At 47.2% G+C, this 20,484-nt stretch carries 15 protein-coding genes and 4 pseudogenes; 7 read left to right on the plus strand and 12 right to left on the minus strand.

The features are described 5' to 3' along the window. Positions 1–18 precede the first annotated feature (18 nt). Positions 19–1,176 (minus strand): aminotransferase class I/II-fold pyridoxal phosphate-dependent enzyme, encoded by a 1,158-nt coding sequence (locus ACIDITHRIX25_RS81900; protein ID WP_200891327.1) that lies wholly within the window; start codon positions 1,174–1,176, stop codon positions 19–21. A gap of 212 nt (positions 1,177–1,388) precedes the next feature. Here ACIDITHRIX25_RS81900 and ACIDITHRIX25_RS81905 point away from each other — a divergent pair, with 212 nt between their 5' ends. Continuing rightward, positions 1,389–1,682, plus strand: coding sequence for an EthD family reductase (locus ACIDITHRIX25_RS81905; RefSeq protein WP_052607006.1), 294 nt, complete (start codon positions 1,389–1,391; stop codon positions 1,680–1,682). Between the two features lie 354 nt (positions 1,683–2,036). Here the strand turns inward: ACIDITHRIX25_RS81905 and ACIDITHRIX25_RS000000104320 are convergent, their stop codons facing one another. The 3 genes and pseudogenes from ACIDITHRIX25_RS000000104320 to ACIDITHRIX25_RS81920 all read right to left on the minus strand — a co-directional run bounded on the left by ACIDITHRIX25_RS000000104320 (position 2,037) and on the right by ACIDITHRIX25_RS81920 (position 3,475). Further along, positions 2,037–2,375, minus strand: a complete 339-nt coding sequence (locus ACIDITHRIX25_RS000000104320) for a chloride channel protein (protein WP_201732140.1) — start codon at positions 2,373–2,375, stop codon at positions 2,037–2,039. Positions 2,376–2,685: 310 nt separating this feature from the next. Beyond that, positions 2,686–2,994 (minus strand): annotated as a pseudogene (locus ACIDITHRIX25_RS81915) (chloride channel protein); the annotation flags it as partial. A 94-nt stretch (positions 2,995–3,088) separates the two neighbouring features. After that, entirely contained in the window at positions 3,089–3,475 is a 387-nt protein-coding gene (locus ACIDITHRIX25_RS81920) for a hypothetical protein (protein ID WP_201731838.1), read from the minus strand. An 866-nt stretch (positions 3,476–4,341) separates the two neighbouring features. Between ACIDITHRIX25_RS81920 and ACIDITHRIX25_RS81925 the strand changes: the two are divergent. The 6 genes and pseudogenes from ACIDITHRIX25_RS81925 to ACIDITHRIX25_RS81950 all read left to right on the plus strand — a co-directional run. Further along, positions 4,342–4,511, plus strand: a pseudogene (locus ACIDITHRIX25_RS81925) (IS1595-like element ISAxf1 family transposase); the annotation flags it as partial. A 288-nt stretch (positions 4,512–4,799) separates the two neighbouring features. Continuing rightward, positions 4,800–5,213: a hypothetical protein gene (locus ACIDITHRIX25_RS81930; RefSeq protein ID WP_201731839.1), complete on the plus strand. Its 414-nt coding sequence runs from the start codon at positions 4,800–4,802 to the stop codon at positions 5,211–5,213. Then, positions 5,140–6,297 (plus strand): Mu transposase domain-containing protein, encoded by a 1,158-nt coding sequence (locus ACIDITHRIX25_RS81935; RefSeq protein ID WP_201731840.1) that lies wholly within the window; start codon positions 5,140–5,142, stop codon positions 6,295–6,297. The genes ACIDITHRIX25_RS81930 and ACIDITHRIX25_RS81935 overlap by 74 nt, the downstream gene beginning before the upstream one ends. A 35-nt stretch (positions 6,298–6,332) precedes the next feature. After that, positions 6,333–7,060 (plus strand): annotated as a pseudogene (gene istB, locus ACIDITHRIX25_RS81940) (IS21-like element helper ATPase IstB). Then, positions 7,057–7,434 (plus strand): hypothetical protein, encoded by a 378-nt coding sequence (locus ACIDITHRIX25_RS81945; protein ID WP_201731841.1) that lies wholly within the window; start codon positions 7,057–7,059, stop codon positions 7,432–7,434. Before istB ends, ACIDITHRIX25_RS81945 begins: the two are co-directional and overlap by 4 nt. Positions 7,435–8,515: 1,081 nt before the next feature. Continuing rightward, positions 8,516–9,356 (plus strand): annotated as a pseudogene (locus ACIDITHRIX25_RS81950) (IS1595 family transposase); the annotation flags it as partial. 53 nt (positions 9,357–9,409) lie between these two features. Here ACIDITHRIX25_RS81950 and ACIDITHRIX25_RS81955 read toward each other — a convergent pair. The 8 genes from ACIDITHRIX25_RS81955 to gnd form a co-directional block, all read right to left on the minus strand. Next, positions 9,410–9,790 carry a DUF302 domain-containing protein gene (locus ACIDITHRIX25_RS81955; protein WP_160291680.1) on the minus strand — a complete coding sequence of 127 codons (381 nt, stop codon included), beginning with the start codon at positions 9,788–9,790 and terminating at the stop codon, positions 9,410–9,412. Positions 9,791–9,947: 157 nt separating this feature from the next. Further along, positions 9,948–11,519, minus strand: a complete 1,572-nt coding sequence (locus ACIDITHRIX25_RS81960; RefSeq protein WP_201731842.1) for an acetolactate synthase large subunit — start codon at positions 11,517–11,519, stop codon at positions 9,948–9,950. Then, a complete protein-coding gene (locus ACIDITHRIX25_RS81965; protein ID WP_052604057.1) occupies positions 11,520–12,839 on the minus strand; it encodes an FAD-binding oxidoreductase in 1,320 nt (439 codons plus the stop codon). Between the two features lie 366 nt (positions 12,840–13,205). Beyond that, positions 13,206–14,981 carry a matrixin family metalloprotease gene (locus tag ACIDITHRIX25_RS81970; RefSeq protein WP_201731843.1) on the minus strand — a complete coding sequence of 592 codons (1,776 nt, stop codon included), beginning with the start codon at positions 14,979–14,981 and terminating at the stop codon, positions 13,206–13,208. A gap of 1,153 nt (positions 14,982–16,134) precedes the next feature. After that, positions 16,135–17,037, minus strand: coding sequence for an ROK family protein (locus ACIDITHRIX25_RS81975; protein WP_052604048.1), 903 nt, complete (start codon positions 17,035–17,037; stop codon positions 16,135–16,137). A gap of 71 nt (positions 17,038–17,108) precedes the next feature. Beyond that, positions 17,109–18,560: a glucose-6-phosphate dehydrogenase gene (gene zwf / locus ACIDITHRIX25_RS81980; RefSeq protein WP_052604056.1), complete on the minus strand. Its 1,452-nt coding sequence runs from the start codon at positions 18,558–18,560 to the stop codon at positions 17,109–17,111. 99 nt (positions 18,561–18,659) lie between these two features. Beyond that, positions 18,660–19,346: an HAD family hydrolase gene (locus tag ACIDITHRIX25_RS81985; RefSeq protein WP_052604047.1), complete on the minus strand. Its 687-nt coding sequence runs from the start codon at positions 19,344–19,346 to the stop codon at positions 18,660–18,662. Between the two features lie 53 nt (positions 19,347–19,399). After that, the gene (gnd, locus tag ACIDITHRIX25_RS81990; RefSeq protein WP_052604046.1) at positions 19,400–20,419 is read right to left on the minus strand and encodes a phosphogluconate dehydrogenase (NAD(+)-dependent, decarboxylating); all 1,020 of its coding nucleotides are present in this window, start codon (positions 20,417–20,419) and stop codon (positions 19,400–19,402) included. Positions 20,420–20,484: the final 65 nt, after the last annotated feature.

The following is a 20,484-nucleotide window of genomic DNA, read 5'->3' on the forward strand; positions in this document are numbered from 1 at the left end:
CGAACTGAGAAAGCTCTCTTACTTGATCACCTTCAGGCGCTCCATGGCTTCAGAGATAATCTGTGGCCTCTTGCTGAAGGTCCACCTCAGGAGCTTTGATCCATCACTTGGTCTGGCGTAGAAGGTGGACGATGGAATAGCGACCACCTGTGCTTTGTGGGCTAGTTCCATGCAGTAATCGAGTGCATTTAGATCTGTCTTTGGTGAGATATCTGTGGTGACAAAGTAGGTTCCGTCCGATTTGATCGGATCTAGACCGAAATCTCGGAGACCGTCGATGAGAATCTCTCGAGATGGAGCCAATTGTGGCGCGATCATATCAGCGAAATAACGCCCTTTTGAAAGGGCGAATGCGATTGCTACCTGAAATGGCGCGCCATTTACGTAAGTTAGAAACTGTTTTGCTGTTCGGACTGCCCCAACGAGTTCGCTAGGTCCGGTAATCCATCCTATCTTCCACCCGGTAAATGAAAAGGTCTTGGCTCCGGAGGAGATTGTGAGGGTGCGTTGAGCCATTCCATCAAAGGTTGAAAGTGGATAGTGGGCTCCCCTGAAGATTATGTGTTCGTAGACTTCGTCTGTGATCGCCACAATGTCGTGTTCTATTACAACCCGGGCAATCTGACTTAATTCCTCACGAGAAAAGACTTTGCCTGTTGGATTGTGAGGCGAATTGATTAAGATTGCACGAGTTTTTGCTGTTATGGCATTACGGAGTTCTTCGGGGTTGAAGCTCCAATTTGGCCCAGAGAGGGTAACTGGAACGACTCGAGCACCGGCCATAGCGATTGTGGCCGAGTAAGAGTCGTAGGAAGGGTCAAAGACGATGACCTCATCTCCCACCTCACACAGGGCCAAAAAAGTAGCTGCTATCGCTTCGGTGGCACCTGCGGTAATCAAAACTTGATCGTTTGGATCAAGGTCAATAGAGTAGTAAAGCTTTTGATGCAGAGCTACCCCAGCGCGTAAATCGGCGATTCCAATGCCAGGAGGGTATTGGTTATGCCCCTGGTTTATGGCGTCAATGGCAGCTTTTGCTATTTCATGGGGGCCATCTGTATCTGGAAAGCCCTGGCCGAGGTTGATTGAGTTAGTCTCAATCGCTAGGTTTGACATGGTCGCAAAGATGGTGGTTCCAAAGCCCTGAAGGCGAGAGTTCAAATATGGAAGTCGCATTGACATTCCATGAATCTTATTCGTTGCGCCTTGCTAGCGTTGCCTAAATATAGAACGAAATGGTTCTGTAACGCTCAAAGTGTCGACGCGGTCTTCGCAGGAGGATTTTAGCCAGCCGACCTCGATGGTAATGTGGTAAATTTCAAATTGGCCAATATCTATAGACCACTTCGATGAGTTTTGGATTATCAGGATTAGGAGAGAGAATATCTATGGTTAAGTTGATTGCAATCTGGTCAAAACCTTTCGATGTCGATGGTTTTGAGGAGGATTATCTGTCGAATCACCTACCGATTGCCACCTCGATGGAGGGGCTAGTTTCAGCTGTCGGAGCCAAGGTCTTACTCGGCGAGGGATACAGAATTGCAGAGCTGACCTTTGAGTCGATGGAGTCTCTAGGTGCGATCATGGGTTCTGCATCGGGACAAAAGCTTAGTGAAGATTCAGATCGCCTTCAAAAGAAGTTTGGCGTGAAACTGACAACTTTGATAGCCGACTATTCCTAAGCGAGATCAAAGCTTGGTGGTGGTTTCAATTGGCGCTCGATGCGAGCCCTTTTGTAGCCACCAAAGAAAATTACCTAGTTAGTTACCCAGTTAGATTGATGGGACTTTTTAAACAACCGTTCCGTGATCTCCCCAGGGTGCGGGTCCCGAGCTTGATGTGGTTGCTGATGGGTCACAGTTTGAGCTTGGAGAACCTTTGCCTTTGCAACTGAGAGGATCTCTTTAGGTGTCGTTGTTGGGCGACATTTTTCCCAGCATTGGTAGGCGGTGGTGTGGCTTAGCTCTGGCTTATCTCCTTCTTGGGAAAGTTTAGGAGTTTGAGATAGATTCGCTTCGGTCATGAAGCTGTGACACTTAGATGGTTGCATCAAAATGCGACACTATGACGGAGGCGATTCCGATGGTGAGTATGGTAGGTGTGAGCGCTGAAATGCTATTAGTCAACTCGGCGACCATTATCATCAATGCGATTGGGATTCTTGCTATGCTGCCAAAGCAGGCACTCATTCCTACAATTACCCATGGTGTTGGAGAGAGCCCCATGGAGGGCACCAGGTGATGGAAGAGGCTCCAAAATGCACCACCTGTAAAGGTGCTAATTACCTTTCCGGGCCCAAAGGCTCCACCGGATCCGCCGCTTCCGATTGATAGCGAGGTTGCTATGATTCTAAGAAATGGAGTAGCAACGATTATCTATAAGGGAATCGAAGATATCTCTTTTTCATAGCGCAGCTTCTGTAACATAGCGCAGCTTCTGTAACATAGCGCAGCTTCTGTAACATAGCGCAGCTTCTGTAACATAGCGCAGCTTCTGTAACATAGCGCAGCTTCTGTAACATAGCGCAGCTTCTGTAACATAGCGCAGCTTCTGTAACATAGCGCAGCTTCTGTAACATAGCGCAGCTTCTGTAACATAGCGCAGCTTCTGTAACATAGCGCAGCTTTTGGATTCATCCATATCCGGTTCCCAATACCTCCGGGGCAATAAGTGCGAGTGATCCCACTAGTAATCCGCCAAGAGATGGGCGTAATATCCGGGAAAATGGCAGCTTCTTTGCAAGGGCAATTGTACGATAAAATACCTTCGAGTAGGCGCGATTCCTATCAAAGCACAGACGACACCGAAGATTGCGAAATATAAAAGAGAAATCGGTGAATTGACGAGATTTGATGCTGGAATGGAAAAGATTGGGTGGCAGCCCGTAGTGGTTCCAAAGATTGCATATGCGATTGACGATGAGATAAGACTAGGAATTATAGCGCTATATTCGAAGTCTTTGCGGTCGATTATCTCCGCCGCCATGATTGCTCCGCCAAGAGGTGCTTAAAAGATTGCACCAAGTCCAGAGCCCACGCCGATCGAGACAGCCAATCGAGCATCAGCCTCATTTAGGTTTAGGCTACGACTAGGGATCCAAAGCCAGCAGAGATCTGGGCCGTTGGTTCCTCTCGACCACCAAAGCAGCCACTACCAATTGTTTTGCAGATGCGATGATTTTTACGATTACGGTTCGAACCGCTATCGAGCGTGGATTGTGGTGTATGGCTGCATCGGTTCCGTAGCTCTCAGCCTCGGGCGCGAAACTAAAGACTATGAGACCTGAGATCAGTCGGCCTAATCCAACGATAAGGGGGATCAAAAACGGATGGATAAACGAGCTTGATCCTGAGTTGTTACCTTCTCCAGCTGGAGTGGGAATGGAGTATGACCACAGTTCTTTCAAGAAGATAAAGGTACCAAGCTTCAAAGCCTGATAGAAGACGATTGCACCTAAGCCCGAGACGACTCCCACTTAGACCGCAAGCATAAGTTGTCTGGCTAGTTGTGATTTAGAGTTGAACCATTTTGCAAGAGAGTTAGCGGGTATCGGGCTTTCTTTGAAGTCTGACAATGCAATGGTCCTTGAGTTTTTCGCTGTGTAAAGCTTATTGTGAAATAAGGATTTTGGGGTGGTTTTAGGGATTCGATTTACATATAGGAATCCTTGGCCTCTGTCATCTGGAATTTATTTGAGACTTTATAGTACTAGGTATGGGGTGTTTTTTTTATTTGCCTTATCGTCTGGCGTAATTTGATGTAAATTGTAGGACGAGCGAGATATCGGCTCAATATTGAATCGTATATTTGCTATTGCCTCTAACAATGGCCCCTTGTAATTACTGGGTGCGATCACTGGATGAATCCATATTCATAGTGCATAGACGATTCTGGTGGTTGCATTTATTGAGCGTAATTGACCTTAGTGATTTCAATAAAAAATAATGAAGTTGTCTATATCTAGGGGTTTGACGTAGTGAATGATTTGATTACATGAGCATTTCTAGAAACCGTATCAAGGAATGGTCATACTGACTAAAGCAGTGGATCGCGATTTAAACAGAGTTATATGGAAAAGTTGGCTTTTGACCAACATGGGCACTTTATTTTGGAGCGGCAGGCAGCTAGTTTATCTGTTTTCATTTGAGATTGCATGAATTTTGAAAAGTTGCAATATGGCATAGATATTAGATCCAACTCGGTTTGGATCGCGGCGGATGCGATTTTGAGAGATTTTAGATCAATTCAAAACATACTTATCAAGTTTCGTAAGTTTCGCCTTCACCGAGACCAGATTGGAGTTAATCCTTAGTAGAACAGATGTTCGATAAAGCTGTCTTGGTGGATATCTCAGGCTTTATGGTACGCTTCGCTTCAGAGGGAGCATGTGAAGATCATTTGATCAAATTGCTTATGCTATGAGGGATTTAGATGCCCAAAGTGTGACTCTGACCAATTTACTTTAGTAAGGCCAAATCATTTCAAGAAATGCAGCATCTCGAGCTCCACTTTTGTCAACGGCCATTTGAAAATGCATGAATATGGCCATTTGGCATGAATGAATATGGCCACGAAAATTGCATACAGGATGACCGCCTAGCGTGACGGCCCACTCTCGGGTCCCCCGGACCCGAGAGTGGGCACGCAAAGGCGGTCTGGCTATCACTTTTTGAGAAAAAAGAAGAATGAAGGCCCTTATCTTGGGGCATTATGGATTTATCCAGTTCCTAATGCCAAGAAAGGGCCCAAAGTGAAGGATAGCAAAGAATCCATGGAAATTATTGAGGCTTACGATCTTTTTGGATCGTATAACGGAGCAGCGCAGTTCGTTGGCTGTTCTCCTAATACCCCTAAAGAAGTATGTTCAAGCAAGAAATGCCGGACAACTGATACGACAGGGTCAATATGAGAGGCGTCCTAAGGCCACCGATAAGTACGCTGGCGTAATTGAGGAAGCCGTTGACAAGTCTAAGGCTAAGGTCCGGGCTAAGGCGATCCATGTCAGGCTGGTGGCGCTAGGTTATAACGGTTCAATTCGAAGCACTAGAAGAGCTGTAGCTACAGCCAAGGTCGCCTGGAGGAAATCTACGCAAAGAATCTTTTGGCCTTGGATTGCCGAGATGGGGAAATGGGCACAGTATGACTTTTCTTCATGGTCCTGTGATCGATGGGAAAAAGACCACACTCTTTCACTTCTATCTCCCTTTCTCTAAGGTGAGGATCGTTAAATGGATCCCGGATCAGTCACTGCCCAATGTGATTATGGCCTTAGATTACTGCTTTAGGTACATAGGGGGTATTCCGGCTTATGTACTCACCGACAACGCTAAGACTGCTGCGGTGAAGCATATCGCAGGGGTGGCTGTCATTAACCCCAAGATGGTCTCCTTCGCTAGTGCGTATGGCTTTAGTATCCAAACTTGCGTTGTCTATGATCCAGCATCAAAAGGTGGAGTAGAAGCTGCAGTTAGGGTGGCAAAAGAAGATATCTGCCCAAAAGACACCAACCTCGTTCAAAACTACAGGAACATCGCTGAACTTGAAGCTGCATGTGCCGCCTATACCACTTCTATCAACTCCGTTGTCCACTCAACCTCAGGCAAGATCCCATCAGTGGTACTTCAATCTGAGGCTATGACATTTCATAGCCTTCCTAAAGTGCCTTATCTCGGTGCTTATGGAGTGATGCGCAAGGTAGAGCCAAAGATGCCCATCGTTAGGTTCAACCACTGTGGTTACTCGGTACCAGCGAAATATCGTCGCGAAGTAGTCTATGTTCGCAGCGTTGGGGAAGAAGTGGTCATCGTAGCCCAGGAAGAAGCTGGTGGATATGTTAACGAAATAGCTCGCCATGCAAGAGGAGAAGCTTTCAGCTATGTCATTGACGATTCTCATAAGGAACCAGATCATCCCAATGGCCCACTTGTGAGGATGCCGATTCCGACCAATGAAACTCAGGCTAAGTTTCTTTCAATTACACCTGATGCTAGCCAATGGCTCATTAGGGCTTGTAATAGTGGAGCCAGCGGTATTGAAACCTCGATAGCAGATCTAGTGGGCTACGCCAATAATGAAGTCTCCTCTTCAATAATTGAGGAGTCACTTCGTCTTGGAGCCTTCAATCACTCGGTAATAGCTGATCTCTTGGTAATTCACAAAAGGTCAGCTCGTAGTGGAACTAAGGCCACTTCACCACAGAGTTCCAAACCACAGAGTTCTAATGGTGCATCTAGCTCACCACAGGGTCCCTATGGTGCATCTACTGACGCCTGGTCCAAACTTGCGGCGGTGTCATAATGGCCGATAATATAATCCAAGACGAGATCGAAGCTATGACCAAGCGTCTTAGGCTTCCTCATATTAGGCGGAGCTACTATGATTTAGCTCTTTCGGCCCGAGCACAGCGATGGGATCCCATGGAGATGATCCGGCTGCTATTGGAAATCGAGCTAAAAGGCAGAAATGCTTCTACGTTAGAGATTCGCCGCATAGCAGCGAATCTCCCCTCCAATCGAACCCTAGAGGGGTTTGACTCATCCATATCATCGATTCCAAATAGAACCATTATGGGATTGTCCAACTTGGAGTGGGTAAGACTAAAGAGAACTTACTGGTTCTTGGTCCTCCTGGAACGGGTAAGAGCTTTCTGGCGGAGGCACTTGCAAGTGCTGGAATCGAAGCAGGTTTCAGGGTAGCTTGGTACACCCCTGAAACTCTGTGTCGTTATATGGATATAGCTAAGGCCACTGACACCTTGGCGAAGATGATGCTCAAATTGATGAGAATGGATTTGATTGTCATTGACGACCTAGGAATACTTCCTATGAACTCTATGGAATCAGAGTCTCTCTATCGGGCGGTCGATGCTTGTTATGAGAAGACTTCAATGATTGTGACCTCGAATTACCCTATAGCGTCCTTCGACGAGATCATCACGCCTAGATCTCTCGCTGCAGCACTTGTTGATCGTCTGGCTCATCATGGCCATCTCATAGAAACCAAAGGAGACTCTATTCGCCTTAGCCAAGCTCTTTCGGGTAAAGGTGTGGTGCCACTATGAGCCAGAGACCAGCGTTAGATGATCCCTCCTATCACAACGATAGAGAGGCGTTAGATGATCCCTCTCTAAAGAAGTCCTGTCCTATCTGTGGAGGTCAATTTGTCTCAATCGGTCGACGCATCTATTGTTCGGCAACTTGTAAACATAGAGCCTATCGAAGACGCCATCAAGGATTGGTGAGCAATGCCATAGTTGGAATAAGTAAACCTCGTCGAAATATCAGTATCTATGAGTGTCCTTCTTGTGGAGTGCACGAACTCGGCATACAACGCTGTAGCGATTGTGGAGTCTTCATGACTCGCGTTGGCATTGGCGGGCTGTGCCCTCACTGCGACGAGCCTCTCGCAGTAGGCGAACTCATGGGAGAGATATAGAGATAACACTCTTAGAAACCCAGTAATAATCAAATAAGAGCCCAACCAAGGCCTAACATAGTCCTTGGTTGGGCTCTATCTATATAGGACTCTATCCGTGTAGTGCTCTATCTATATCGGCGACTATCAGGACGATTGATATATCCATTCGGTTTCTCGATTGATAGCTGCTGGTGCCCTACTGTCACCAGACTCGGAGAAATCTCCGTTCCTCATGAATCAAATGACCACACATGGATCTCACGCTTTAGACCCCACACTTTAGAGAACTAATGACGATATGTCTTAGCTCTTGACCAAAGAGAACCAACAAGGATAGCGAATCGTCACCATATAGACAAAGCCCACGGGATCCAACCCTTGTCGCGAATGTTCCACGATCTCATTGATTCGCCATGTCAACTGATTCGCCATGTCAACTTCATGCCCAAGAGCTGATGGGGCCAATTTGTTCGATTGCAAGCAAACCTATCGTCGCTCTATCGTCGCGTAACGGGCCATTGGGGTTCACGATGGAGCCTCTTGGTTGGCTTGGGTAACTTGCGGTGCCGTCAATACTCGCTAGTTCTCTAGAATCTAGAATCTAGAACCTCCACCTATCCAGGAACGTAATGGGGGTTATTGAGTTGTGGACGATTGCTACGCAAACGAAAGTTGAAATGTGGAAAACGCTTCGCGTTTACGCACAATCCAACGATCTTCGCCCACGAGGCTCTTTCAACCTGTAGCTACTACCCATAAAAAAGAATAATAAAGAGATCTTTTCCAAGTCGCCCTCAACGAAATCTCAACCCTATCTAAAAATCACACTGCGCCTCGATGGAGCACTTTCATCTAATCGACAATTAACTCCTCTTGGATGCAAGTTGGAGTAGTTAATAGACCTTTGCGACCAAAGGTTACATTATTTCACCTCCTCGACAAGAAATGCCCATAGAAGGACCGAATGAAATAGCTACTGTAATAGTAAAAAAAGCGGCCTCAGATAAACGCGAGCTGTGGTAAAATGTGCAAAAGTGATGGCCACTTGTATGCATTCTTCGTGTCCACCAACTTGCAGTTCTCAATGGCCAGTAACACACTTTTTCAATGTAAATCTTGTCGACGTCAAACTAGCGTTACCTCCGGGACTATCTTTCATCGAAGTCATATCTCTTTTTCCTAGTGGTTTTCTGCTATCTATCTATTGTCCAACGACAAGCGTGGTCTTTCAGCTACTACCTCCCCCAGCCATCAGAGCCCTTGCTAAATTCGTTCAAGTATCTTATTCGACTGGCTGGTTGATGCTAAATAAGCTACCTAAGGCAATAGCTGAGCGTAATGGCTGAGCGTAATGGCTGAGCGTACCGGCTGACCGAGATGGTTTATACAAACTTGGAGAAAACGCCTGAGTAGATGAGTTCTTTTTAGGTGGTGAGAGCCATGGCGAAGGCTAACGAGGAAAGGGAACAAAACAAACCAATGTTCTAATTGGAGTATCGATTAGCAATGGTGCTCCTACTCATTGCTTCATGGAAGTAATCAAAGATACCACTGCTAAATCACCCAAAGATGTTTTTGTGAGACGTTTAGATTCTAATACCAAGCTGATAAGTGATGGTAACCCAAGTTACGGGGTATGTGCTGAAAGACCTTGGACTAGCGCATTTTAGTCACTTTATCCAAAGACGAACAATCACATGTAACATTCAAATGGCTCAAGATCCTCAATTGTAAACTCCAAGAAATTTATCGACGGAACCTACCACGGACTCACCAAGAACATAAGCAACTTATGCCTCGAGGAATTCGCATACCGATTCAACGCAAGGCACTTTGAAATGTCCTTGGTAGAGCGACTTCTCAATACATGTGTGTTTGCGTCTCCACATCCGCTACTCCGCGAATCTGATTCCAAAATGGCTCTTGCTTACGAAACTTGATAAGTATGATTCAAAATGGCATCTCTTTAATGTGTGGTCAAGTGATTATATGGTCAAGAGCCAATAACAGATGTGATCGCATCCTCCAAAAGAGTCCGAGCTTGACTTCCAAGGGTCTCCAACTCTGGGGTTGACATGATCTTTAGTGGGTCCAACCCCGTGATTTGAATCCCCTCGGTAACTTCTTCTAATACAACATTGCAAGGTACGTAAAGCGCGACGGAGGTGTCGATCTCTAAAGCTTGGTTTATAAGTTTTGGATTGCAGGCGCCTAAGACTTTCATAGGGGGCCTCTGGACTCCTAGTTTCTCTTTTAATGTAGCAGATATGTCGATCTCAGTGAGAACGCCGAAACCTGATTTTGAGAGGGCAATACGCACCTCGGCCTCCACTTGCTCCATGGTTCCACGGACTATCTTTTGAAGTTCGGCCATCTTTTTCTGCTTTCGTTGAAGGTTTTTTGAAGCTTGCTTTACTAAACCAATCGTAGACCTCATTTATTCGAATAAAAAGTTTCACCTCAAACGGTGGGTTTGGCCGAAGTGCGCGGTTGAAAATAGTTAATACCAGTTAGTTAGTAATATTTCGAGATCAGGAGATGCCAGGCGGAAGAATCGCTTCAATCAAAAATGGCCCAACGCTGTCAAAGGAGTGGGTGATAGCTTTTGCGAGTTCGGATACGGTTCGAACTGTTAGCGACTCTACCCCCATTGCTTGGGCGAGTTGGCTAAAACTGATGGAAGGAGGTTTGAGCTCCAACATGGCTCGCGCGCTGGGACTGGACTCTAGCGCTCCGACCTTGGCCAATTCGAGTTCAAGGATGGCGTAGCTTTGGTTATTAAATAGGACCGTTGTAACGTTTAGCTTTTCGCGGGTTTGGCTCCAAAGCGCTTGAAATGTGTAGATCGCAGAACCATCAGCCTCAAGGCAAAGTACTCGAGAATTTGGGTCTGCTACGGCTGCTCCGGTCGCCAATGGAAGGCCCTGGCCAATTGCGCCTCCGGTCAAGGTCAGCCACCTGTGGGCAGGTGCGCCTTTGGTAAAGGATGGCAGAAAGAGACCTGAGGTATTTGATTCGTCAACTACTATCGTACCTTCCCTTAACAGCGCGCCTATGGTTTGGGCTGCTTTTGTTCCCGTAAGATCCCCGTCGGGAAGTTCTGGAGTTTGATAGGCAACCTTGGCAAGTGGGGTCTTTGCCCCTAAATAGTCACACAACGCGTCTAGCTTTTCTAACAAGTTTTCATTGGGAGCTATAAAATGGTGCACCGTCGCGTTCGCTGGAGCTAGTTGACTTGGTGTATTGGGATAGGCGAAGAAGGAGACGGGCTCGTTTGCGTCGATTGTGATTACGTGACTAGCGTTAGCAAGTTGTGCGACAGCCATTTCGCCCAGATATGCTAGGCGGTCGATGGAGAGAAGGTCCCCTCCGCGTTCGAGGACCGAGGGAAAAGTCTCTGCCAATATGGAGACATTGTATAGGGAAAGAATCTTTGAAATTGACCTAAGCCCCCCAGCGCTAAGTGCTTGGCCGCCTAGCAGCAGCATTGTTTCGTTGCCACGTTCTAGGAGTGCTTTCATCTCGGTAAAGCCGATCGTCTCGATTGTCTCGACCTCTTTGTTCCAAAGTTCCCTCCCAAAGTCCATCGATTTTTCTGGCGTGAGCTCATTCCAGCTGGCATCGGCTGGAACTATGACAGTCGCGATTCCACGTTGATCCATGGTCGCAGCTTGGAGGGCTAATTGTGCGGCCGGTTCTACTTGGTTCGGCGTTTTGGGCGTGACTACAAATTTTGAAAATGACTTTGCAATTCCTTCGATGTCACTAGTCAAGGGAGCGTCATAGGCTAAGTGGGTGGTTGCGTGATCGCCAACGACGTTAATTATCGGAGTCTTTGCTCTGCGTGCATTGTGGAAGTTGGCGAGAGCATTTCCCATGCCTGGGCCAAGATGAAGAAGGGTTGACGCAGGTCTTTTGGCGATTCTCCCATATCCGTCGGCGGCCCCACTGGCTACGCCTTCAAAGAGGCATAGAACGCCTCGCATCTTGGGTACCCTATCTAAAGCGGCCACAAAGTGCATCTCAGAGGTGCCTGGATTGGTAAAGCAGACCTCGACTTTGTTAGCTACAAGGGTGTTTAGGAGTGATTCGGCACCGTTCATTTAAAGGACCTTTCCCGGGTTTAGGATCCCGTTGGGATCGAATGCGTACTTTATTCGTCGCATTAGTTCTAGTTTTGTTGGATCTTCTAGATCCAGGAAATATGGACGTTTAGCAGTTCCGATACCGTGTTCAGCGGAGATAGCGCCACCTAAGTCGAGTCCAATTCGATAAAGTTTCGACATGATTGATCCTTTGATGGCATGGTCGTTTTCAAATATCGAGAGATGGATATTGCCATCGCCTGCGTGACCAACTGCGCTAATAATCGTTCCATATTCTTGGGCTATTAGGTCTATCTGATCCATGAAGTTTGGAATTTGTGCTCTTGGCACGACGATATCTACTATATCGGTCGCGCCAAGTTCTTTTGTAACCCAGAATGCTGCTTCTCGGACCCGTAAAAGGCGCAGTGCCTGACTTTTGGACAGCTCATAGACGTCCAGAGCCCCATTTTCAATCATTTGGTTTGATATGATCAGCTGTTGTTTTTCGAGGCCCTCTGGGTCTGCTTCTTCGAGCATGCAAATTAAATAGGCACGAGCCTCATCTTGGATGGCTTTTGGCAACCCTAAGTCGAGCCCTTCCCTAGATGCCATTACCTTCAACCCCACGGCATCTACGTATTCGAGTATTGAAGGTGTGCAATTGGATCTAAGTATTTCAGGTATAGCCACTGAGATAGACGAGAGTTTGTCAAAGGGGATCAGCAATGTCACTGAGGCCTGTGGTATTGGCGTAATGGCGACTATAACCTTCGTTACGAGGGCTAACGTTCCTTCGGATCCGATTACAAGTTGTGTTAGGTCATAGCCAGATGATGATTTGACGAATTTTCCACCGCTAGAAATTACATCCCCAGTTGCAGTCACAAATTCAACACCCAGGACGTTATGACGAGTTACGCCGTATTTGACAGCTCTCATTCCGCCCGCATTCGTAGCAACGTTACCACCTATGGTCGCGGACATTTCGCCAGGATATACCGGATAGACAAAGCCCACTTCGGCGAGGGATAACTCAAGTTGTTCCAGGGTTACCCCAGCTTCGAGAGTTGCAGTGTGGTTTTGAGTATCAATCTCTAGAATCTGATTCATTTTTTCGAACGAGATTACGATACCACCCTGAATTGGGAGCGCTCCTCCGCTAAGACCACTGCCACTTCCTCGAGCTGTAACTGGGACTTTGAGGTCGTTTGCTGTCGCGATGACTTGCGCGCATTCAAGAGTTGAGGTCACATATACCAGGCATCGAGGTGGAACTGGAGTCGTTCCAAGGCTCTCATCGTGGAAATAATCTATTGAGATCGCGTCTTCAACCATTAAGCAATCGTCTCTGAGTATCTCGCGGAGTTTCGTAACTAAAGGATCAATGGATTGCAAAGAGGCCATATCGGTAAATGTAACACGTACAGAGTCGAGTTTTCGCACGGAATCGTAATTTTGACTTCCAGCTCAGATCTATCTATCTTTGATGCTTATGGTTTGTTGGTTCGCTGAGATGCCCAGGTAATTGCCAGAGTCTATAGTTACTTCGATTTGTGAGATAGCGGCATGAGATGGGACTTTTTGGGATTTTGATACGCACAAGGCTCTTGGTGGAATGCCAAGAGCCTTGTGCGATAGATCAATCTATAACTTGAGGTATTGAATTCTTCTGTAAATCTTCTTTGTCTGGGAGTTCCATCTTTAATATGCAGATGGAAGGCAACCTCGGGCAAGTCCGAGGTTTGCTAGACCGCTAAGATCTCCGGTGGAGTAGGAAGTTACACCGTTGTCATAGGGGTACATTACATTCTGGGGGGAGCTGCTATGGTCCAAACCGATAGCATGGCCGAGTTCGTGAAGCAGGAGTGACTGTTGGGTTGATGACGATAGGTTCAACCAGCTTTCGTTGTTTAGCTCTACGATGCCAGATACGTAAAGTGTTATTCCTGATGAAGTTGTCTCTGCTACGGGACCGCCAAAGCCAAGGTAGTTCGGACTCAATTGGTAGGTGGAGCCGATTTGAGCCTGTAGGTGAGCAATTGATGGCCAACTAAAGAGGATTGAGCCATAGGGTAGCGAAGAATTTGAATAAGCCGTGGTGGTTTGTAGGGGTGCAAAGCTAAGGCCAGTGGCAGCGGCTACCTGAGCTAAGGCGTCTTGGACCATTGCCGTTGCAGAAGCTTGCTCGGCAGGTGTGGTTGGTCCTGCGGTGGGATCATCGGTCATATCTATATAAGGATGAATCACTTGGCAGGGGTTCCAGCGGACAGGAACCGCCGTAGGCGAATGTGAACTGGTGCCAATCTCAAACATCGGAGCCCACGTTGGGGGCAGGGCCGGAATGTTTTCATCGTTTGGTTCGGTTTGCCATATGGAGCCAAGTGTCGGATAGACACTGTTGTTAGACGTTAGGCCAAATGAATTCCAAGTTCCCGAAGGAAGGTTAGAAGGCATGCAATTGTTCTCGGTTGCTACGGTTTTGCAGTTGATCGGTGATGGCAGGACAACGGCTGTCGGCGTCAAGCTTACATTAGCTGGAGCTGGAGCTGGAGCTGGAGCTGGAGCGTTCGAGGAGCTAAAGGAGAAGGCTTGGCCAGTTTGAGTAACCACCCAATAGCCAGTTCCACCACTGGTTGGTGATATTCCCATAATGGGCGAAGATGCGCCAGCATTGGCAGCAGATCCATAAAAGCCCGCGTCACCAAAGGTGAAGATTCCACCATCAGCCGCCACTAACCAATAGCCCTTACCATCTGGGGTGGCGGCCATTCCCACGATAGGTCTATTTAACTTTAACGCCCCAGCGGATCCATAAAAGCCCGCGTCACCAAAGGTGAAGATTCCACCATCAGCCGCCACTAACCAATAGCCCTTACCATCTGGGGTGGCGGCCATTCCTACGATTGGGCTATTGAGAGCGATTCCGCCCGTAGATCCATAAAAGCCTGCGTCACCAAAGGTGAAGATTCCACCATCGGCCGCTAATAACCAATATCCTTTGCCATCTGGGGTGGCCACCATGGCCACTATCTTCCTGAAGAGGTGCATTCCGCCCGTAGATCCATAAAAGCCTGCGTCACCAAAGGTGAAGATTCCACCATCAGCCGCCACTAACCAATAGCCCTTACCATCTGGCGTAGCGGCAATGCCCACGACTGGTTGATTAAGCTTGGTACCTGACATGTCTCCATATGACGTTACTGCGCCATATGAGGAGACCTGGCCTTGGGCATTGGTGATCCAATATCCGGTACCATTTGGAGCAGGGGCGATTGAGACAGCTCCACTGATTGCGCTCGGATCGAGCATCCCCATGAGAGAAGTGTGTGTAATAGTAGTTTTTGCCGGTGCATTGCTAGTTGCGAACATGCCTACCAATGAGAGTGATGCCGTGGCGACCGCCACGCTAGCGATACGGAAGTTCGGTCGCTTCACTATATTTCGTGACTTTATTACGGAGAGTGAGGTTTTGCTCATGTATTCTATATCGCAACTTCTCATCTGTTCTTTAGGATTTTGGGAATTTTATTGGAGGCAGGGGTCATTTAGTGCCTTTGAACTGGTGTTATATTGCGTTTGGGAGATGACTGATTTTGGATTGGTTATGGAAGCTATGGTTTTTCATACAACCCAATGTGGTTTTAGTCGCGTTAGACTCTGGAATCTGAATGCTTTGAGTGGTCTATGTGGTTTTGCGCGTGACTTTTTACAAAAGCGTTGATTCTGGTACAATCGACGACTTTTTCGGGTGACTTCGATCGCTTTTTACGACGAAGATCGTTGCGCCTTGTTACTAGGTTCAGCAAGTTAGTGCAATTCAAAGTCGACTATGTCTAATGAGTCGATTCTCTTTTTGAAGATTAAGATCCGATTCATTGCTACCCTATGCCATTGCAGTTGCCAGTTGGGTGATGATTTTTCCTTACGGATCATTATTCAAATAAGAAGAATAACTCAGGAGGTAAATCTATAAATTTACCTATGATATGTACGCAAGGGCCATTGGGTGTGCCAGGAGTGTGGTCGATCGTCGAGATATCGATGCCCAAAGTATCGCAAGCTTCCTAATAGATTCCCAACTTTTGAGTAGCGCTCAAATTGCGACGCTTTTTTGACCCTAGTCGTGGCTTAGTCTTACTGCGGTTGGGTGAAGTCCCTAGGTGTAAGGGCAATGGTAGGTTTTATGATTTGGAAATGAAAGCACGTGGATTCATAAGGTTTAGTGTAAATGCGGTTTGAAGATCATAACGATTATGACTATCGCAATAATTGATTCACTTAATATTTGCGAGAACGTTGCACGTTGTATAGATTGATTTTTGGCAATGAAATTGCCTAAAAATTATGGTCGTCCTCTAAGTCGCTAGGTGGCTTATATTGGGTTACGGATCGCATGGCCCCAATCTTTTGAGAAGGTTCATGCTCCTTTATGTCTCCCATGAGTGCTCACATCGAAAGAAAACGGCACCAAGGAATAACCATGTCATTGGTCGGTTGTTGTTTTATTTTATGTAAAAAGGTCACTTATGGAGGCTAAATGAGCTAGGAGGCGAAGACTAGGTGTACTGGAGAGACGGTCCCCATGGCAGGAGTTGTCACGTCTCTCATTATCAATTGGCGAGGATCGACTCTATCCAGATGGTGATGTGAAAGCGGCGATTGCTGCGGCGCATCCCCGCAGCGCAGCGTCATCTCCTAATTCTGCTTTGGCTACTTCTACCTCTAGATAACTTGGCTTTAATTCTTGAAATGATTCCTCCACTAAGTTGAAGATGAAGTCTCCAGAGAGGATTACACCCCCGCCAAGGACAAGCGACTCTATGGAAAATAGATGAACCATGTTAGCAAGTGCTACTCCGACATTGTGTGCCATCTCTTTGACAATTAGTAAGGCATTTGGCTCGCCGGCTTGAGCGGCTACCACCAGTTGTTGGTTTGTGAGGCTGAGACCGGCCTCTTTCGCGGTTCGTGCTAGCGCGGTTCCCGAAGCTAGATATTCAACCGAGCCCCGACCATTTGCTAGCGCATCGGAGGCGTCTATAAAGCTGTGACCTAGTTCAGCTATGGAATATCGCGTTCGGATCAGCTTTTTATCTACGGTTACAGCGGCTCCAATACCAGTTGAAATGGTTACATATGACATGGATTCTTTAGTCCGACCAGCTCCAAAGTGCGCCTCGCCGATGGCTGCTAGGTCAGCATCATTCACCAACAAGACCTCGCGTCCGAGCAATTTGGCAATCTTTTCACCGCTTAGCTCCGGTATGAAGTTTTGTGGCAGATTTGGGGCAAAGATGGCTTTGGACTCGCGATAGTCAACCACCCCGGGTACACCAACGACAAAGGATTTTGCCTTTTTGGTTGGATCAAGTATGTCGGCTAACTTCGTAAAGCCCTCTTGGGCGCTAGCCAATGTGGCGGTAGGTAAAACTTGGTGAGCTAGCAGTTTGCCACTGGCATCGCAAAGTCCCATTCGAAAGTGCGTACCGCCAATGTCGGCACCAAGAATTAGCTCGTCGTTACTTTGATTCAAAGTTTCCACCTAGCCCTTTTGAAGCGTTGTTCTTTTGATATTTTTGGATTATTTTCTCTGTGGTATAGATTTTAGTGAAGGTACCAGCGATACGGACTTATGAGGGTCTCTAGTGCCTCGGGTGGGCCGTATGAGCCTTGCTCGTAGGCTAGGGGTCGGGGAGGATCCGATATCAACGGCGCAGAGGCTTCCCAAAGTGTCTCGATTCCTTCGGCCTCATTGAAGAGTGCTCGGTCGCCTATCATAACATCATGAATTAGACGTTCATACGCCTCTAGTTCGTAGGCGACATTGAAGTTGTCAAGAAAATTGAAGTTCAATGATGCGCTAGCGAGCGTTAATGACGGTCCAGGTTTTTTTGTCATAAAGTTGATTTCAATTGATCCAGGGTCGGCCATGTCGATAACGAGCTCATTTGGACTGCTGTGCTCGTTTGAAAGGCCTGATGTGTGGAATCTATTCAAATCTGGTACTTTGAATCCAAGAGTCAAGAGCCATCTTCCTGTTGCCATTGCCTTGCCAGTTCGCAAGTAAAAGGGTACTCCAGCCCAGCGGTCATTGTCTATCCATATTCGACAGGCAACAAAGGTCTCAACGCATGAATTTGGAGCTACGCCAGGTTGGTCAAGGTATCCGGCGTATTGGCCATAGATGACGTCATCTTTAGTAATCGGTCTCATGGCTTTAAAGAGGCTAGTTTTGGCTTTGTTTAGCGATATCCCATCTAAGCGCTCAGGCGGATCCATTGCCAGAAAACCTAAGACTTGGAAGAGGTGGGTTACCACCATGTCTCGGAACGCCCCAGTCTTTTCGTAGAAGGCGCCTCGGCCTTCGATCGTGAGAGTTTCTGGGATGTCTATTTGGACGTAGTCGATTGAGTCATGGTTCCAGGATGGCTCGAAAATCCCGTTCGCGAATCGAAGTGCCAGAATGTTTTGGACGGCCTCTTTCCCTAAGAAGTGGTCTATCCGGTAGACCGACTCCTCGTCGAATGATCGATGTATGGCCGAGTTGAGCTCCTTCGCGGTTGCGAGGTCTGATCCAAATGGCTTTTCTATCACCAATTGAGCTTCTTTGGCGATCCCACTCGCTCCTAGTGCATCGATAACCGGAATGAAGGCAGGGGGAGGTATCGCTAGATAAAGAATGGTTTTAGCGCCCTCGCTCAGCGCTGCCTTGTTGGCGTGAATGGCCTCTTGCAACTTGGAGAAGTCAGTGGTGTCAGCTGGGATATAAGAGATTTTTTTGGAGAAAATAGAGAAGGACTCCTCCTCGATCTCTTTTCTTCCAAAGTTGGCGAGTGATTCATGGACGTGAGTTTGAAATAATTGGGTTTCCATTTTGATCTCGGTCGGTGAGGTTCCGATAATTCGAAAGTCCTTGGGCATCAAACCCGCCAAGTACAGGTGGTAGAGGCCCGGTATGAGTTTGCGTTTAGCTAGATCCCCCATAGCCCCGAAGAGCACAAATAGAGCATCCGTGGTAGGTACTGTTTGGTCTGACACTTGGTCTTGTGGTTTCATCTTCTTTGCCCAATCGATCGAGGGGTTGAATGAAAATTTTGAAGCGTTATTGCAGCTTTTCAAATGCGGTTTTTGGCTCTTCGTCCTTGGTAGGTCGCTTCACATCTTCAATTTGAATGGTAGTTCATCTAAAAGGCTTGCAAGAACAAAGTCAGCACCAGCGGCTTTTAGGGTGTCTACATCATATTTATGGCTGGCAACCGCAATGCACTCGATTCCGGCTTCGTGTGCAGCGATTATATCATTTGGAGTATCGCCTATTGCGATGAATTCATCATGGGTTATCGATCCTCCGTATATGACATTGGCACGGCGCATGGCTAATATTGTCAATTCGGTTCGACTTGGGGAATCAGAGCCATATCCACCAAAGGAGAAGAATCGATTGAGCGAGGCTCTGTGGAGTTTTATGTGTGCGGCGGCTTCGAGGTTGCCAGTAACCAGGCCAAGTAGATACCCTTGTGCTATGAGTTTTGGCAGGAGATCTTCGACACCAGGAAGGACGTGATAGCCTTTGGAATCTTGAACGCTCTCGGTCAGATAGTGCATTCTTCGTTCTAAGAGTCGTGAAAATTCGGCCTTTGTTGGAGCTCGACCAATGACTGCTTCAAAGGTGCGACGAGCTACCTCTGGGTCGGTCATTCCAATGTCGCTATATCGATCGATTTGTGCGTCTATGTTATAGATTTCTTTGAACGCCATAGACCAAGAGGTAGAACCGGCACCATCTGTCACAATTAAAGTTCCATCGATATCGAATAAAATGGCTACTTTATCGCTTGTCATCGTCCTGCTTTCCGAGTTGGATAGACCAAGCCAAGTCCCTATTTGACCGGTAACTATTGAGCCGACTTTTCATTGTGGCCACCAAATCCCTTTCGCATCGCTGAAAGGATTTGATTTCCAAATCGATCTAGGTCTCGTGATGCAAATCGAGAGTAGAGCGCTGATGTTAGGACTGGAGCAGGAACTCCTTCTTCCACTGCTGCGAGAGCGGTCCAGCGACCTTCGCCGGAGTCTGATACCTTTCCGGAGAATTCACTGAGATCTGGCGATTCAGCCAGAGCTAAGGCGGTTAGATCCAAAAGCCAAGAGGCAATTACGCTGCCGCGACGCCATACTTCTGCGACGTCCGCTATGTTGATGTCAAATTGGTAATATTCTGGGTGATCCAATGGAGCTGTCTCAGCGTCGGCATCTCGCTGATGTTTTCCTATATTTGCATTTTTTAGAATGTTGAATCCCTCAGCATAGGCAGCCATAGCCCCGTATTCAATGCCGTTATGAACCATTTTTACGAAGTGGCCAGCTCCGTTTGGGCCGCAGTGGAGATATCCTTTTTCTGCTGCTGAGATCTCGCCGACTCGGGTAGCGCTTCTGGGAGCTGCATCATAGCCAGGTGCTATTGTTTCAAAGATTGGATTGAGGTGGTTTACTGTTTCTACCTCTCCTCCGATCATCAGGCAGTAGCCTCTCTCTAGGCCCCAGACGCCTCCTGATGTGCCTACGTCTACATAATGGATGCCCAATTCGAAGAGGCGATGAGCGCGATCGATATCGTCGCGATAGTAGGAGTTTCCTCCATCGATGATGATGTCGTCTTTTGTCATATGACTAGCCAACTCTTCGACAGTATCATGTGTAATCGAACCGGCAGGTACCATTATCCAAGCTGCTCTTGGTGTGGATAATTTAGATACGAAGTCAGCGATTGAATCTGCTCCGATCGCTCCCTCTTTGACTAGCTCATTTACCGCATCTGGATTGACGTCGTAAACGACAGCCTCATGTCCGTCGCGCATTAAGCGTCGAACCAGGTTTGCACCCATTCTGCCTAGTCCAACCATTCCAAGTTGCATAGTAATAATGCCTTTCGTTTAGCTGCTGATGAGTACCAAAATTAATTGTAGGTTCGGTACTCTAA

It is taken from the genome of Acidithrix sp. C25, assembly GCF_904848545.2.

Excerpts from the sequence above, each read along its gene's own strand:
- ACIDITHRIX25_RS81985 (WP_052604047.1), bottom strand. The coding sequence starts at position 19,346 with ATGACAAGCGATAAAGTAGCCATTTTATTCGATATCGATGGAACTTTA.
- ACIDITHRIX25_RS81945 (WP_201731841.1), top strand. The coding sequence starts at position 7,057 with ATGAGCCAGAGACCAGCGTTAGATGATCCCTCCTATCACAACGATAGA.
- ACIDITHRIX25_RS81955 (WP_160291680.1), bottom strand. The coding sequence starts at position 9,790 with ATGGCCGAACTTCAAAAGATAGTCCGTGGAACCATGGAGCAAGTGGAG.
- ACIDITHRIX25_RS81970 (WP_201731843.1), bottom strand. The coding sequence starts at position 14,981 with ATGAGCAAAACCTCACTCTCCGTAATAAAGTCACGAAATATAGTGAAG.
- ACIDITHRIX25_RS81900 (WP_200891327.1), bottom strand. The coding sequence starts at position 1,176 with ATGCGACTTCCATATTTGAACTCTCGCCTTCAGGGCTTTGGAACCACC.
- ACIDITHRIX25_RS81905 (WP_052607006.1), top strand. The coding sequence starts at position 1,389 with ATGGTTAAGTTGATTGCAATCTGGTCAAAACCTTTCGATGTCGATGGT.
- ACIDITHRIX25_RS81965 (WP_052604057.1), bottom strand. The coding sequence starts at position 12,839 with ATGGTTGAAGACGCGATCTCAATAGATTATTTCCACGATGAGAGCCTT.
- ACIDITHRIX25_RS81960 (WP_201731842.1), bottom strand. The coding sequence starts at position 11,519 with ATGAACGGTGCCGAATCACTCCTAAACACCCTTGTAGCTAACAAAGTC.
- gnd (WP_052604046.1), bottom strand. The coding sequence starts at position 20,419 with ATGCAACTTGGAATGGTTGGACTAGGCAGAATGGGTGCAAACCTGGTT.
- ACIDITHRIX25_RS81935 (WP_201731840.1), top strand. The coding sequence starts at position 5,140 with ATGACTTTTCTTCATGGTCCTGTGATCGATGGGAAAAAGACCACACTC.
- zwf (WP_052604056.1), bottom strand. The coding sequence starts at position 18,560 with ATGAAACCACAAGACCAAGTGTCAGACCAAACAGTACCTACCACGGAT.